Below are 14,665 nucleotides of genomic sequence, written 5' to 3'. Positions count from 1 at the left end.
ACGCGATCTGGTGTTCACCTCGTTCAATATCAAACAGATTGCCTACGATCTTGGTTTCAATGATCCAGCCTATTTCTCGCGCTTCTTCACCAAAGAAACCGGATCAACGCCACGCCAATATCGTGCTGAACAGCATGAGAAACTGGCAGAATAGCCCTAAACCAGCAGGTTGGTTATCGTATCGCGGGTCGAACGCATCACCGGCAGATAGCGTTCGATCATTTCATCGATCGAGACTCGCGCCGCCTGCGCTCCAACATTGATCGCAGCAATGGTCGTACCGCGCATGTTGCGGACGGGAACAGCGATCGAGCAGAGCCCGATTTCCAGTTCCTGGTCGATAACCGCATATCCCTGTTCGCGCACGTGCTGCAGTTCGGCCATCAGATCGTCAAGCGTGGTTTTCGTCTTTGGTGTATTGGCCTGGCGATTACTGCTTTCGAGAATACGTCGCACTTCATCCTCGGCCATCGAAGCCAGCAAAACCCGACCCATAGAAGAACAATAGGCCGGCAGCCGGCTTCCAGGATTGAGGTTGATCGACATGACGCGCTTGTGCGAGGCGCGAGCGATATAGACAATCTCATTGCCGTCCAGCACCGAAGCGGAAGCGCTCTCACCAGTCTTTTCCGATAGCTGATCAAGAAACGGCTGCATGAGACGGGGCAGCGGAGTCGATGAAAGATAGGAATGGCCAAGCCGGAGAATGCGCGGGGACAACGTGAAAAACTTGCCGTCATAATCGGCATAGCCAAGCTCGGCCAAGGTCAGAAGGCAACGCCGGGCCGTAGCGCGTTCCAGACCGGTAATTCTGGAAATATCCGTGATCGAAAGGCGCGAATTCGTAGCATCGAATGCCTCGATGACCGACAGACCCTTGGCAAAGCCACTGATGAAATCCGTTTCGCGCATGGGAGTCCTTCCTGAATTTCCGTATACTTTGTGCGATATACGAACAAAAGTCAAATAACGCACAAAATGATTGACGCTCGGACCGTTGCGGGAGTACGGCATGGATGAATAGAGTACTCAGGGAGAGAGACGTGGCGCGCATCGGTACGCTTTCCGCAGCGATTGAAGAGAATGTCAGGGATGGCGATACACTTGCCATGGAGGGGTTCACTCATCTGATCCCTTACGCCGCTGGTCACGAAATCATCAGGCAAGGTCGCAAAGAGCTCTTCCTTATCCGCATGACGCCGGATCTCATCTACGACCAGCTGATCGGTGTTGGCGCGGCGCGCGGCATGAAGTTCTCCTGGGGCGGGAATCCGGGTGTCGGTTCGCTGCACCGGTTCCGCGATGCCGTTGAAAACCAGTGGCCACGCCCGCTTGAGATCGAGGAACACTCGCACGCGGCAATGGCCAATGCCTATGAGGCCGGCGCTGCAAACCTGCCTTTCGCCATGCTGCGCGGGTACATTGGTGCCGATCTTGCGAAGGTGAACTCGAACATCAAGTCCATCACCTGCCCGTTCACTGGAGAAGTGCTGGCGGCCGTGCCGTCGATCCGCCCTGACGTCTCGATCATCCACGCCCAGCGTGCCGACCGGACAGGCAATGTGCTGATCGAGGGGATTGCCGGTGTGCAAAAGGAAGCCGTGCTGGCGGCAAAGCGCTCCATCGTCACGGTTGAAGAGATCGTCGACGAACTCAATCCGCCATCGCCCAACGCTGTCGTCCTGCCGACATGGGCAATCACGTCTGTTGTCCATGTGCCGGGCGGCGCATTCCCATCCTATGCCCATGGCTACTATCCACGCTCGAATGCCTTCTATATCGCCTGGGACAAGATTGCGCGAGACCGGGATAGTTTTACTTCCTGGATCAAGGAGAACGTTCTCTCGGGCAAGCCCGAAGATTTCGCACGTCACGTCACCCGACGTACAGCCAACGCGGCATAGGGAGCACCATCATGTCGATCGAATTTACACCAACCGAGATGATGACAATCGCGGCGGCGCGCGCTCTTACCAATGACGACGTGTGCTTCGTTGGCATCGGCGCGCCGTCGGCTGCCTGCAATGTGGCGCGGCTCACTCATGCGCCGGATATCACATTGATCTATGAAAGCGGCACCATCGGAACCACGCCGGACGTCCTGCCGCTCTCGATCGGCGACGGTGAGTTGTGTGATACCGCCTTGTGTACCGTTTCGGTACCTGAGATGTTCCGTTATTGGCTGCAAGGCGGCCGTATCACCACCGGTTTTCTCGGAGGCGCCCAGATCGATCGCTTCGCCAATCTGAACACGACCGTCGTCGGAGACTACGATAACCCGAAGGTTCGTCTACCGGGCGGCGGCGGAGCACCGGAAATCGCCAGCAACTGTGGCCAGATTTACATCACCATGGCACTCAACAAGCGTGGTTTTGTTGACCATCTGGATTTCATCACCTCGATGGGGCATGGCGAAGGGGGCGGTCATCGGGCGAGGTTGGGCATGAAGACAAAGGGGCCGACCCGTGTCATTACCGACATGTGCATATTCGAGCCTGATCAGGTCACCAAGGAGCTGACAGTGGTCTCGATTCACAAAGGGGTGACGCGCGCACAGATTGAAGACAATTGTGGCTGGCCGGTTCGCTTTGCTGCAGAACCGGTGGAAACACCTGTCCCGACGACAACAGAAATCACGGTGCTGCGCGATATCAATGCTCGCACCAAAAAAGCGCATGAGGCCGCCTGATGTCAGACGTTTATATTTGCGATTATATCCGAACGCCGATCGGTCGCTTCGGCGGGGCGCTTGCCCCTGTCCGCGCCGATGACCTCGGGGCAATTCCACTCAAGGCACTGATCGCGCGCAACAGCGACGTTGATTGGGAGGCAATCGACGAAGTCATTTATGGTTGCGCCAATCAGGCTGGGGAAGACAATCGCAATGTGGCGCGTATGGCGCTGCTGCTGGCGGGGCTTCCTCTATCTGTTCCCGGCACAACGATGAACCGCTTGTGCGGCTCAGGCATGGACGCCGTCATTACTGCCGCCCGTGCAATCAAGGCCGGTGAAATTGAGCTCGCCATCGCCGGCGGCGTCGAATCCATGTCGCGCGCGCCCTTTGTCATGCCGAAAGCGGAAAGCGCCTTTTCCCGTCATGCCGAGATTCACGACACGACGATTGGCTGGCGCTTCGTCAATCCGCTGATGCAGCAGCAATATGGTATCGATTCCATGCCAGAGACTGGCGAGAATGTCGCCGAGGACTACAACGTATCGCGTGCCGATCAGGATGCCTTCGCGGTGCGCTCTCAGCAAAAGGCGGGCGCAGCAATGGAAAATGGCCGCCTGGCCCGCGAGATCACCCCAGTCAATATTCCACAACGCAAGGGCGATGCTGTGATCGTCGATTGCGACGAGCACCCGCGTCCGCAGACCACAATCGAGCAATTGGCCAAGCTGCCCACACCGTTTCGCAAGGGTGGTTCAGTGACAGCGGGCAATGCATCCGGTGTCAATGACGGCGCGGCGACCCTGATCATCGCATCCGAAGCAGCGGCGAAGAAACATGGACTGACGCCAATCGCCCGTATTCTCGGCGGCGCAACCGCCGGTGTCCCGCCCCGCATCATGGGCATTGGCCCTATCGCGGCAACCGAAAAGCTGTGCGCGCGGCTTGACCTTACGCCGCAGGATTTCGACGTTGTCGAACTCAATGAAGCTTTCGCGTCGCAGGGGCTGGCTACGCTGCGCGCGCTCGGCATTGCCGACGATGCTGAATTCGTCAACCCAAATGGTGGAGCTATCGCGCTGGGTCACCCGCTTGGCATGTCGGGCGCCCGCATCACCGGTACCGCCGCGCTTGAGCTCAAACTGCGCGGTGCGAAGCGGGCGCTTGCGACGATGTGCATTGGCGTAGGGCAGGGCATTGCGATTGGGCTTGAAAGGGTGTGACGCCGACTTGACAGCGTAATCGCATTCGGCAAAAGTGAAACCGGTTTCACTCTCTGTTGGATTGCCGTTTGACGTTTGATGTGACGATATTGGCGCCGCACGTGCCATTCATTCTGAAGGGAGCGCTGCTCACGGCCGAGGCTTGTGCCTTGGCATTGGTCGGCAGCCTGATCATAGGTTTGCTGGTTGCAGCGCTGAGGACATCGTCATCGGCAATTCTCTCCCGCGCCGCCTTCGTCTACGTCGATCTCTTCCGAAACATTCCCTTCATCGTCCAGCTCTTTTTCTTTTTCTACGGCTTGCCGGAGATAGGAATCTATATCGACGCCTTCACGACTGGCGTCATTGCGCTATCAATTGCCGGCGGAGCGTTCAGTTCGGACGTGATCCGTTCAGGAATCCTCGCAATCGACACAGGGATTCTTGAGGCCGCTGAAGTAAGCGGACTGTCAAAACCCGTCATATTCCGCAAGATTGTCATGCCGATAGCCTTGCGGACATCTATTCGGCCTCTCGGATCGGTTTTCATCAACCTTGTCCTGACTTCGTCGATCCTTTCGACAATTACCCTCAACGAGCTGACCGGTTCTGCAAAGATTGTAGCATCGGACACATTCCGGCCATTTGAAGTCTATGCGGTTCTGCTTATCGTCTATGCAAGCTTGACCTATCTGGTCTCGCTTGCGATCGGTGCATTGCATCGCCACCTCAACCGCGACCGTATGCCGGATGTGGCCTAATGCGGTACACCAGCTTCACCTCCTACGATTTTGTATTGCTGGCGCAGGGCCTTGGTGTTTCTCTCGCACTGTTTCTCGCGACGACCTTGATCGGGCTCCTCGTCGGTACGATCTGGGCGGTCATCCGCTTCTATCGCGTGCCGGTGCTGACCCAGTTCATCACCTTCTTCGCCGAACTTCTAAAGAATTCACCCGTTCTTGTGCAGCTTTTCCTAGTCTTCTTCGGACTGCCCGCAGTCGCAAAAATCAATGTGACGCCCGTCGAAGCGGCGGTAATCACGCTGTCAGGCAATACGGCCGCGTTCATCTACGTCATCGCCGTATCCGCAATTGAGTCGATCGGCCGCGACCAGATCGAGTCAGCGCGTGTCTTTGGGCTGCCGCGCTGGCAGATACTCCGTCATGTGATCGCGCCGCAGGCCATGGCTTTCGCCGTTGGGCCATTGACCGGCCTGCTGGTCAACCAGCTCCAGGTCACGTCGCTCATCTCGGTGATCGGGGTCGTCGACCTGACCAAGATCGGCAATATTCTGAACCTCCGAACGCTCAAGCCCTTCATCGTCTGGACCATCGTCGGCGGACTTTATTACGTGACGGCCAAGCTCGTCGCCTTGGGCGGCGCAAAGCTGGAACGGCGGCTGCGCGCTCACACTGCATGGAAAGGTCTTTGACATGATCAGCGCCAGGGGCGTACGCAAATCCTTCGGCCCAGCGACCGTGCTTGATGGTATCGACCTCGATGTACATAGCGGTGAAGTCGTGTCGATCCTCGGGTCCAGCGGTTCAGGGAAATCGACACTCGTCCGTTGTATGAATGGCTTGGAAAAGCTCGACGGCGGACGCATCACCATCGATGATTTCGACGTGTCGCACCCGAAGGAACTGGTTGAAGCGCGCAAGCGTTCAGCGACCGTGTTCCAGCTTTTCAACCTCTATCCGCACATGACGGCTGTGCAGAATATAACGCTGGCTCCGATACAGGTTCTGAAGCAGTCCCGCGCCGAGGCAGAAGCGGGAGCCCGAGCCCTGCTGGACTCAGTCGGGCTTGGTGCGCGAGCCGATGCATATCCGGCACAACTCTCGGGTGGCCAGCGCCAACGCGTTGGTATCTGCCGGGCGCTTGCCATGAAGCCGCGGTATCTGCTTCTCGATGAGATCACAAGCGCCCTCGATCCGGAAATGACCGCTGAAGTGCTCAACATTCTCGCGCGTTTGGCCAAATCCGGCACGACAATGGTTTTCGTTACCCATGAAATCGAATTTGCGCGGACGATTTCCTCGCGCATCGTCTTCCTCGACAAGGGTCAGTTGGTCGTCGACCTGCCGACAGAGGAGTTTTTTGCGCCTGATGGCGGCATGGCAAAGCCGCGCATTGCCCAGTTCCTCTCCAAGATGCGCAAAGACTGATCATGATCCTGCTGGCAAATTCTGAAGCTTGGCCTGGCTTCAACAAAACCGTCGACCTTCTAAAAAATGGTGCCTATGGCATTGACGCCATGGTTGCGGGTATCGGCGAGGTAGAGCGTGAGATCAAAGTGCGCAGTGTCGGCTATGGCGGCTGGCCGAACATGCTCGGAAAAATGGAATTCGACGCGGGTGTCATGAACGGCACGACCCGGGAGGTCGGTTCGGTCGGTGCCGTTCCCGATACACTTCCCGTCGCCGCTCTGGCACATGAAGTGATGAAACGTTTGCCGCATGTCATGCTGACCGGCGAGGGGGCTAGGCGATTTGCAACCGAGATCGGTTTTCCAATTGATGACGTCTTGTATGAAGATAGCAGGCGCGTCTGGTGGGAGCGTTTGGAGAATGAACTCTCCCCGGACGAACTCAAGGCATTCCCCAATATTCCGCTCGCCCCGCTGAGCCGGACAATCACCGATCCCGAACGCGTTCGCGACACCACGGTTTTCCTGGCACAAGATTCTGCCAACGGAATACACGCAGTTACCTCGACTTCCGGCTGGGCGTGGAAATATCCGGGCAGGCTAGGGGACTCTCCCATCCCCGGCGCCGGATTTTACGCTGACAGCCGCTACGGTGCTGCCGCCTGCACACATACTGGCGAAATGACCATGCGTTGCGGCACGGCGCGCAGCATCGTTCTTGCCATGCGCTTCGGTCATTCGCTTCGCGACGCCGTCGACATGGCTATTGAAGATCTCAGCCAATTGAAAACGGGATTCCTCGCCGGCGTTGTCATCCATGCGATTGACGCCGCTGGAAATCACGAAGTTGCAAGTTTCCAGTGTCCTAGAGAGATCAAATACTGGCTCTGGGAGCCGTCGATGTCCAAACCGGAACTGCGGATCGCAAGGCAGTATGATCCGCAGCACACAACATAAGGGGAAGTTCATGAAAACAATAATTGCAAAATTAGCCGCCTTGGCACTGACGGCAGTTCTGGCATTTGCTGGCACAGCACAGGCCGGAAAAATTGAGGAAATTCGTGAACGCGGCACGGTCCGTATCGGCGTGTCGCTTGGCGGCGAGCCGATCGGCTTCCGCGACGACAAGAATAATCCCGTCGGCTACGACGTCGATGTGGCAACCCGGCTTGCTGAAAAACTCGGCGTACCTGTTGAATTCACCGACGTTTCCGGCGATGCACGCATTTCGATGCTCGTTTCCGGGCAGCTCGACATCGTGGTCGCCAACACGTCAGCAACGCTTGAGCGCGCTAAGACAGTGGATTTCTCCATACCCTACAATCGGGCTGGCTTGCGGGTCATTGTGCAAAAGGACGCCGGTATCGCATCCCTCAAAGATCTTGCAGGCAAAAAGGTGGTCGTCGGACGCGGGACGACCGGCGAAAGCTTCCTGAAGAAGAGCGTTCCTGACGCCGAGCTGGTTTATACCGACAATTTCTCGCCGGACGGTGTTCTTCTCCTTCAGCAAAAACGGGCAGATGCCGCGATCGAGGATTCCTCACTCCTGGATTATCTTGCGACCAAAAACGAAAACCTCGTAACGCTCGCTGGTCTCTACTCGAATGATCCAATTGGCATTGCAGTGGCCAAGGGCGACCCCGAATTCTTACGCTGGCTCGATATGTTCGTCTCGGATTATATTCAGTCCGGCGCTTACGAAGTCAATTATAAGAAGTGGTGGGGCGAGAAGGCCAATCCTCCCGCACTTACGCCGCTCTGGTAGCCGACAAAGAAAGGGCCGGGGGTTTTTCTCGGCCTTTTTCGTTCAGGAACTGGACCGCGACACGAAATAGGTGGGAACCTGGACCAGCGCATTGCCGGACTGGAACAGTTCAGGCGAAGTAAGAAAGCGTAGGATTTCGCTGATGTAGAGAGTCTTGTCGTAGCCGATCGATGATATCGGATAGGCTTCGTATTCCGCGAGCGTGACATCATCGAATCCATAGAGCCGAAATTCTTTCGACCCGTTTTGTGAAAACGCACTCCGGTGCACATCAAGTACCCCCATCGCCATCGCATCCGACGTGCAAAACACGGCATCCGCTCTCTGCCATTCCGAGGATGCTGCAATACGACGACCGCTTTGATAGGAATAATCCCCGCGCATTTCGGCGATCAGTGAAATGCCGCTGCGCTGCATTTCGGCCTTGTAGTGGCCGATGCGCGCCTGCTCGACAGGGGAAGCGGAACGACCTGTGATGAGCGTTGCCGTTCGCACACCTTTTCTGGCTGCGTCGCCGACGGCCTGAGCAATGCCGATCAGTTCATCCGGAATAATTGCCGGTGCGCCTCCATCCCGCATGCCGTTGAGCATAAGCACGCTGTCATTGCGAAACATCTTGCGCACGGTTGCGGCATCAGCAAAATCCGAGAAAACCAGAGCCGCATCAACGTGGTAAGCAATACCGTTGCGCAGGAATTCTTCGATGCGTTCGGAAGAACCCACCCGAACGAAAATCACCTGTTTGCCAATCGACTGAATTTCGCTGATCAGAAGATCGAAAAGGTCAAGATCGGAAAGATCGTGAATATGGTTGACCACGACCGCGACCAGGTTAACCGTCTTCGTCGTAAGGCTGCGCGCCAGAAGATTGGGTTTATATCCAAGCGTTTGCGCGGCTTGTAGCACGCGCTCACGCTTGTCGGCGGAAACAGGTCTTGGCTCGCTCGAAAGCGCACGCGATGCTATGGCGCGAGAAACGCCCGCAAGCTCGGCAACATCCGCAATCGTAGGCTGGCCATTGCTTCTGCGTGGTTCAATCATCGACACTGCACCCTTCACCTCTGATCCGTATTCCCTGAAGCAACACAGCAGTTATACGGCGTTGCAACCAGGCGCGGATCACCTCATGCTTACCTGCTTCGGCGGCAAAGGTTCAACGACAAAACGCTCCACTGCAATCTGTGTTGGACAAAGATGCAGTATTTGCAAATGCGACCCAGGCTGTCAGATCGAAACCAACGGAGCGCAGAGACCGGACTTGCCTTGTCCGGCCTCTGCGTTCATGGCGAATGTCCTTATGCGATGAGCGTTTGGGCTTCCGTCTTTTCCCTTAAGTCTTGCAGCTTCCGTTCCCATGCAAGTGCGTCGCCGACGATCAGGTCGAGATCATCGCGCTTTGGCACAAAGCCGAAGAGGGAACGGACCCGTTCATTACCCGCGACCAGAACGGCAGGATCGCCTGCGCGACGCGGTGCGACCCGCACCGGGAAGTCCACGCCGGACACTCGCTTTACTGCTTCGATGATTTCGAGCACCGAATAGCCGCAGCCATAGCCGCAATTGGCTGCTGTACTCGATCCGCCAGCTTCCAGATAATTCAATGCGCACAGATGTGCCTGCGCCAGATCACTCACATGAATATAATCGCGAATGCAGGTTCCATCTGATGTCGGGTAGTCTTTGCCATAGACCTCGATGTGAGAACGTTCGCCAGTCGCGGCCTGGCTGGCAATCTTGATAAGATGCGTTGCCCGCGGAAAGGACTGCCCCGAACGGAGTTGAGGATCAGCACCAGCCACATTGAAATAGCGCAGCGCGACATATTTGAAATCAGGATGTGCGACAGCAGCATCACGCAACATCCATTCGGTCATCAACTTTGATGTGCCGTAAGGCGAAATCGGCTGATGCGGCATGTCTTCAGAGATCGGAGTCCGTTCCGGTTCTCCGTAGACCGCAGCAGTCGACGAAAAGATGAAGTTCCTGATGCCCTCTGCAACCGCAGTTTCAATCAAGGCCCGGGACTGCACCGTGTTGTTGCGGTAGTAGAAGAGCGGATCGCGAACCGAATCCGGAACCACAATCGAACCTGCAAAATGCAGGATTGCTGTGATCCCATGCCTGCGAATAATGTCACGCACCAGCGCCTGATCACCAATGTCCCCCTTTATGAAGGGAACATCGTCAGGAACCAGCCATGGAAATCCGCAGCTGAGATCATCGAGAACGACAACGGAACGGCCCGCATCTTTCAATGCCAACGTCATATGGCTGCCGATATAGCCGGCGCCACCAGTAACAAGAACAGTCATGGGAGGAACTCCTGCACCTCTGTTTGAGAGAACTATCTGACAAGACGACTTTCGCCGACCAACTAATCTTGCTAACGCCTCCTTCCTGCCATCCTCATTTCCTCCCGCGGAAATTTGTCAGCGGTACACGCGCATCCGACCTACGCAACCTTGCGAACGGCATCCGCTACGCGCTTCCCCGTCTCCTCCATTTTGTGGTCGACACCATTCTCGGTCAGGAATCGGTACATTTCGCCATAGGTTTCGAACCAGGCGCGATTGTACTTGTCGAACAGTGACTGATCCCAATAATCCTCCAGCCGGAACGGCTGATCGCCAAAGACATCGTAACTTGGAATCTTGTAGGTCTCGGCAAATTCAACCGTGCGGCTGTCATACGTGAAGTAGATCGATGGTACACCGTTAGCCAGAGCCATGAGATTGCCGTGCAGCCGATAACCCAGAACGAGATTCTGCGACCGCACCAATTTTTCGTAATCTGCAACCACGTCTGAGTAGAACAGGCGTTCGCGGTAAAGCTTTTCGATCGCTTCATCGAAATACCAATCGGACACCCACCGGTTTGATTTTAGCGCAGCGATTGCCTCTTCCTTCTGCTCGTCGGCTCCGAAGACCATTTTCTTTTCTTCCACTTCACCCTGCGCCATCAGGGTAACGTCGAAGCGGCCCGCCATTTCCTTCACCAAATTCCGGTGAACCGTCAGGTAGCGCCCAATATCCTGAGCATAGGTCGCTGACACTTCACGTCTGATTGTGACCCCGACCTTCTCAACGGTCTCAAGGGCCGGCAGTTTAATTCTCAAATGTTGATTGTTGCGGCGAAACGCTGTGGGGCAACCGATAATGCGCACATTCTGGATGCCGATATCATTAAGGACCTGGGCTGAGTAAGCACCACGCACGCCGATCGAAGTCGTGGAATCGGCAATAATTTTCAGCACAGTCTTGGTTTCTTCCGAAAGCTGCAGATCACCCTTGACTGGCGCTTGCGCGCCAATGCCAAAGGCGATCACCGGCAATCCAAGTCGCTTGAGAACCGGAATCGTATCACGCCAGTTCATGTCCTGATTGATATAGTTTGAACCGCGAAGGATCACATAATCATACTCTTCGCGCAGGCGATCGATTTTATCCATCGACGGGCCTGCGATAGGAAGCTCAGCCACCTTCTCGTAATTCATCAGCTTCAGCGACGATTCGAAGACAAATGCGTCTCCGATGTTGTGATAGTGATTGATACTGCGCTGAACATCGCTGTGCTGGTACCAACGAACATTGTCGTGATCGTAGACTTCGCCTGCGGGGATCATTACAAGAACACGAGCCATGAGGTATTCCTTCTTTTGGCGATTAGCGCTGATTGGGTTCAGCTTGCTTGGGAAAGAACAACATCAGTTCTTGCAGCAATGTTGAGCGGCTGTCGCCTGCTGGTTTTGAGCAATTCGCCATAAAGAGCAAGATGTTCTTCAGCACAGTCAATGTAATTTGTCGGGGTTCGGATAGTATGGTACAGGCTGTCCCAAATCAGGGGATCGCTCAACACTTCCGTGAAGCGGTCAGCAAGGTCTTCGGCGCTGCGCACACGGAAATGCAGGCCATCTTGACCGTCGCGGACCTTTTCAGCCATCCCGCCAATGTTGGAGCAGATGATTGGCCGGCGATGATGCAGCGCTTCCTGAATGACAATTGGCGAGTTTTCCCACCAGATCGAAGGCATCACCACCCAATCGACCGACTGCATAAGGCGGGGCATTTCCGCATTCTGGTAAGCGCCATAGAACCGCACCCGCGTACCAGCCTCCTCAATCAGCTTCTGCATACGGTCTTGGAAGTCGCGCGGCTGTTTCTCCAGATTACCGCCAAAGATCATCAGGCGTGAGTCCTCACCCCATGTTTCCTCCGGCACACGCGATACAGCGTCAATCAATACGTCGATACCCTTGAAGGGCGTCACCTGACCGAAATAGGCGAACCGGTTGCGACGTGGTTTTGGGCCAGTCAAATCACGCGGCGGCGTCACGCTATCAATCGAGACACCATTCTCGATAACGCTCAGCTTGTTAGGGTTGAGACCCCATTCAGCATATTTCCCGGCGAGAAAAACGCTTGGCGCAACAAAAACGTCAGCGAGTTCCAGCATGCCGCGAATGAACCGCTCCCGTTTCAAGAAGCGAGCCGGTGGAATGTCAGGAAAACACGCATGGCAATCGATAGGCGACGCCTCGTTGCACAGTTTCGCCGAACCGGCTTTCACCATCTGGCCATCATTATTACAGATGGAAAGATATTCGTGGAAAGTGACCAGAATGACAGTATCAGGCAGCGCCTCCCGAATGGCATAAAGCGTCTCAAGTCCAAGGCCCAGCACATGATGAAAGTGCACGACATGCGGATTGAGGTCCCTGACAAATCGCAGAAGGTCACGCCGGATTTCATCCGTGTTCTTATTCGACAGGTAGAAATGATCGTATTCGTCGGCATGAAAAAGGATTTCATCGCTGCTGCGACGCAAGCTCATCAGGGCCGTCGTGCCATGGCGCGGGATCGGATGTCCGGCGCGGGCAAGATATACAGATTGAACGCCCGGTAACGCGTTCAGGCCCTTGTGCAAATTATATGACGCAATCTCGCCGCCACCGAGCGAAATACTTGGATGGGCATGCGAGATTACCAGAACCCGAAGTTGTTCCGTCATGCCGTTTCCCCTGTTGATGCATTACGATCGCTAGTAAGGAGGTTTGCCCAGCGAGCATCGAATACCTGGCGGTCAATTCGTTCGATGAGCGCAATCGTCGATGCCTTGTCCGACACGGAAATGTCGTCGGAGCCCAGCATCTGGGCCGAGGGCAACCAGTAAGATTTGAGACCCGACTGCTTGAGCTTTAGACCGAGGTCCAGCCCTTTTTCGTGCGTTCCGAGATAACCACGCGTAAACCCGTTGACCGAGAACAGCGCATCCCTCGGAAGAACGCAGCATTCAAATGTTGCCGTTGCTACTTCCGTCGTTCCCATGCCCGTGACCGCGTCGATCGGATAACCGGCATAGCGGCTGATCAAAGCCCGATCCGATTGTGCGCCGGCGACCCATGTTCCGGCCCATCGGATCGAATCATCCTCGTAGGCGAGGGTGGGCGACAACACACATTCCTTGCGGGCATCATAGGCCGCGAGCAATTTGTTGAACCAACCAGGACTCCGGGGCAAAAGTGATGCCGCAAGAAAGACAACACTCTCTGTGGAAATCGCGCGCGCGCCAACCTCCAGTGCATCATAGAGATCCTCGGAACCACTCGCCGAAACAAGGCGCATTCGCAGACCGTAAAAGTCTGCCAGTCGCCGCACTTGCACGCCAATGCGATCGATAATTTCCGTCGCACCGGCAATGACGATCGGGGCCCGGCGCGTTTCCTCATCCAGTGCAAGCAGGGCAAGAAGCGGACCGATTTCTTCAACGCGCTCATCGACGCCAATGATCAGCGCGGGGCCTCCGGCATCTTCAAAGGCACCCAGATCAACAACGCCGAAGATTTCAGGCGCTGGCCGGTTGACGCCTCGCAACAACGGCACGAGCTGCTGATCGACGATATGGCGCAGCGCCCACGCATTGGGATCAATGGCACGGATTTGCCGGACGACAGCGTCACGCGATGTGATCCTGGTCGGCGTAAGTGGCATGAAAGCGCGCCGGGCATCACTCAAGCCGAGCTCGACATAGAATGGAGCTGTGCTGTCACCTTCAAGTTCAGGAGCGAAGGCAACAAATCCGTGTGCATGCCGGTTAGGATCCAGTCCGGCATTGAAGGGTGGTTTGTTGTCAAATTCCCGCGTGACGTCTGGCCGATCTACCCGGGTCCAGTTCCCGTCAAGCCGTGTTTCCCCACGATGACGCCGCAGTTTAACGGTCTCGACATGACTGTCAGGATCAAGCATCCAACCGGAAACGAGTAGGCCGCTGCCTTCGACGCGGAACACGTTGTCGATCCCCATGCGAACCGGGAATGGCAGGCTGGAAACCGTTTCCGTGCCATCGAAACGATTGGCCGCAGAGCGGAGGCGGAGGAGTATCTCGGCCGAACTGCGCACGCGAGGCAGGATGGCTCTCACATGACTCGGGGTCTCTCGAGAGCCCACAAGCAAGCGCCGGTCGTAGACTTCCGTAAAACGCCAACCTCGACGTCCCCGAAACAGCAGACGTTCAATGTCGTTCGGCTCGACTGTTTCATTCGCCAGCAGCAGCCCAGCAAACCCTGAAGCCTGCTCGTTCAAATCGGGACGTGCAAAGACACTGATGGCACACTCGGCGAGAGAGGGAGACCGACCGCTGATCAGGAGACGTGTCACGGAAGGCGTGAGGTCTTGCGCCCAACCCTGCACAAAAATCTCGCCTTCGTCGCTGCCGCCGATCAGTTCGATGCAACCATCGGATCGGGCACCGGCCTGCAGCAGTACAGTAATCGCCGACAGTTTCTTGCGACCGATCGGCCCTGAGATCAGACCTTCCACCAGTCCGTCGATAGCACCCGGCAAATTGGAACCTGCGAGATCGGTGATCATGGCAACCATGTC

15 protein-coding genes are annotated in these 14,665 nt (G+C 56.1%); 9 read left to right on the top strand and 6 right to left on the bottom strand.

The genetic code is table 11. The features are described from left to right. Positions 1 to 10 precede the first annotated feature (10 nt). On the top strand, positions 11 to 154 hold the full coding sequence (locus AAAC48_RS08170) for a helix-turn-helix domain-containing protein (RefSeq protein WP_340653709.1): 144 nt from the start codon (positions 11 to 13) through the stop codon (positions 152 to 154). Positions 155 to 156: 2 nt separating this feature from the next. On the opposite strand, the gene AAAC48_RS08165 is transcribed toward AAAC48_RS08170, so the two are convergent. Further along, a complete protein-coding gene (locus tag AAAC48_RS08165) occupies positions 157 to 912 on the bottom strand; it encodes an IclR family transcriptional regulator (RefSeq protein WP_340653708.1) in 756 nt (251 codons plus the stop codon). A 131-nt stretch (positions 913 to 1,043) separates the two neighbouring features. Between AAAC48_RS08165 and AAAC48_RS08160 the strand changes: the two genes are divergently transcribed. The 8 genes from AAAC48_RS08160 (at position 1,044) to AAAC48_RS08125 (ending at position 7,787) form a co-directional block, all read left to right on the top strand. Continuing rightward, the gene (locus tag AAAC48_RS08160) at positions 1,044 to 1,904 is read left to right on the top strand and encodes a CoA transferase subunit A (RefSeq protein WP_340653707.1); all 861 of its coding nucleotides are present in this window, start codon (positions 1,044 to 1,046) and stop codon (positions 1,902 to 1,904) included. Between the two features lie 11 nt (positions 1,905 to 1,915). After that, entirely contained in the window at positions 1,916 to 2,689 is a 774-nt protein-coding gene (locus AAAC48_RS08155; RefSeq protein ID WP_340653706.1) for a CoA-transferase subunit beta, read from the top strand. Continuing rightward, positions 2,689 to 3,894, top strand: coding sequence for a 3-oxoadipyl-CoA thiolase (gene pcaF / locus AAAC48_RS08150; protein ID WP_340653705.1), 1,206 nt, complete (start codon positions 2,689 to 2,691; stop codon positions 3,892 to 3,894). Before AAAC48_RS08155 ends, pcaF begins: the two co-directional genes overlap by 1 nt. Positions 3,895 to 3,962: 68 nt before the next feature. Beyond that, complete coding sequence (locus AAAC48_RS08145) at positions 3,963 to 4,634, top strand: amino acid ABC transporter permease (RefSeq protein ID WP_340653704.1); 672 nt, start codon at positions 3,963 to 3,965, stop codon at positions 4,632 to 4,634. Next, positions 4,634 to 5,305: an amino acid ABC transporter permease gene (locus tag AAAC48_RS08140; protein WP_340653703.1), complete on the top strand. Its 672-nt coding sequence runs from the start codon at positions 4,634 to 4,636 to the stop codon at positions 5,303 to 5,305. Before AAAC48_RS08145 ends, AAAC48_RS08140 begins: the two co-directional genes overlap by 1 nt. Position 5,306: 1 nt before the next feature. Then, positions 5,307 to 6,041, top strand: coding sequence for an amino acid ABC transporter ATP-binding protein (locus AAAC48_RS08135; RefSeq protein WP_340653702.1), 735 nt, complete (start codon positions 5,307 to 5,309; stop codon positions 6,039 to 6,041). 2 nt (positions 6,042 to 6,043) lie between these two features. Continuing rightward, positions 6,044 to 6,979: a N(4)-(beta-N-acetylglucosaminyl)-L-asparaginase gene (locus AAAC48_RS08130; protein WP_340653701.1), complete on the top strand. Its 936-nt coding sequence runs from the start codon at positions 6,044 to 6,046 to the stop codon at positions 6,977 to 6,979. Between the two features lie 10 nt (positions 6,980 to 6,989). After that, positions 6,990 to 7,787 carry a transporter substrate-binding domain-containing protein gene (locus tag AAAC48_RS08125; protein ID WP_340653700.1) on the top strand — a complete coding sequence of 266 codons (798 nt, stop codon included), beginning with the start codon at positions 6,990 to 6,992 and terminating at the stop codon, positions 7,785 to 7,787. A gap of 42 nt (positions 7,788 to 7,829) precedes the next feature. Here the strand turns inward: AAAC48_RS08125 and AAAC48_RS08120 are convergent, their stop codons facing one another. The 5 genes from AAAC48_RS08120 to AAAC48_RS08100 form a co-directional block, all read right to left on the bottom strand. Next, entirely contained in the window at positions 7,830 to 8,828 is a 999-nt protein-coding gene (locus AAAC48_RS08120; protein WP_340653699.1) for a LacI family DNA-binding transcriptional regulator, read from the bottom strand. A 254-nt stretch (positions 8,829 to 9,082) separates the two neighbouring features. Beyond that, entirely contained in the window at positions 9,083 to 10,099 is a 1,017-nt protein-coding gene (galE, locus tag AAAC48_RS08115; RefSeq protein ID WP_340653698.1) for a UDP-glucose 4-epimerase GalE, read from the bottom strand. Positions 10,100 to 10,239: 140 nt separating this feature from the next. Beyond that, a complete protein-coding gene (locus AAAC48_RS08110; RefSeq protein ID WP_340653697.1) occupies positions 10,240 to 11,427 on the bottom strand; it encodes a polysaccharide pyruvyl transferase family protein in 1,188 nt (395 codons plus the stop codon). 38 nt (positions 11,428 to 11,465) lie between these two features. Further along, positions 11,466 to 12,794 carry a glycosyltransferase family 4 protein gene (locus AAAC48_RS08105; RefSeq protein ID WP_340653696.1) on the bottom strand — a complete coding sequence of 443 codons (1,329 nt, stop codon included), beginning with the start codon at positions 12,792 to 12,794 and terminating at the stop codon, positions 11,466 to 11,468. Continuing rightward, on the bottom strand, positions 12,791 to 14,665 hold a 1,875-nt coding region (locus AAAC48_RS08100), incomplete at its 5' end, for a hypothetical protein (RefSeq protein WP_340653695.1). The genes AAAC48_RS08105 and AAAC48_RS08100, both read right to left, overlap by 4 nt.

This window comes from Phyllobacterium sp. (assembly GCF_037994405.1).
In the GTDB taxonomy this organism is placed as follows: Bacteria; Pseudomonadota; Alphaproteobacteria; order Rhizobiales; family Rhizobiaceae; genus Phyllobacterium.
Note: the sequence above shows the minus strand (reverse complement) of the source record. Positions and strands in the feature narration are given on the sequence as shown.

Bases quoted from the DNA above. Each gene is read 5' to 3' on its own strand.
- AAAC48_RS08130 (WP_340653701.1), top strand. From the start codon at position 6,044: ATGATCCTGCTGGCAAATTCTGAAGCTTGGCCTGGCTTCAACAAAACC.
- AAAC48_RS08125 (WP_340653700.1), top strand. From the start codon at position 6,990: ATGAAAACAATAATTGCAAAATTAGCCGCCTTGGCACTGACGGCAGTT.
- AAAC48_RS08120 (WP_340653699.1), bottom strand. From the start codon at position 8,828: ATGATTGAACCACGCAGAAGCAATGGCCAGCCTACGATTGCGGATGTT.
- AAAC48_RS08165 (WP_340653708.1), bottom strand. From the start codon at position 912: ATGCGCGAAACGGATTTCATCAGTGGCTTTGCCAAGGGTCTGTCGGTC.
- galE (WP_340653698.1), bottom strand. From the start codon at position 10,099: ATGACTGTTCTTGTTACTGGTGGCGCCGGCTATATCGGCAGCCATATG.
- AAAC48_RS08135 (WP_340653702.1), top strand. From the start codon at position 5,307: ATGATCAGCGCCAGGGGCGTACGCAAATCCTTCGGCCCAGCGACCGTG.
- AAAC48_RS08140 (WP_340653703.1), top strand. From the start codon at position 4,634: ATGCGGTACACCAGCTTCACCTCCTACGATTTTGTATTGCTGGCGCAG.
- AAAC48_RS08155 (WP_340653706.1), top strand. From the start codon at position 1,916: ATGTCGATCGAATTTACACCAACCGAGATGATGACAATCGCGGCGGCG.
- pcaF (WP_340653705.1), top strand. From the start codon at position 2,689: ATGTCAGACGTTTATATTTGCGATTATATCCGAACGCCGATCGGTCGC.
- AAAC48_RS08110 (WP_340653697.1), bottom strand. From the start codon at position 11,427: ATGGCTCGTGTTCTTGTAATGATCCCCGCAGGCGAAGTCTACGATCAC.
- AAAC48_RS08105 (WP_340653696.1), bottom strand. From the start codon at position 12,794: ATGACGGAACAACTTCGGGTTCTGGTAATCTCGCATGCCCATCCAAGT.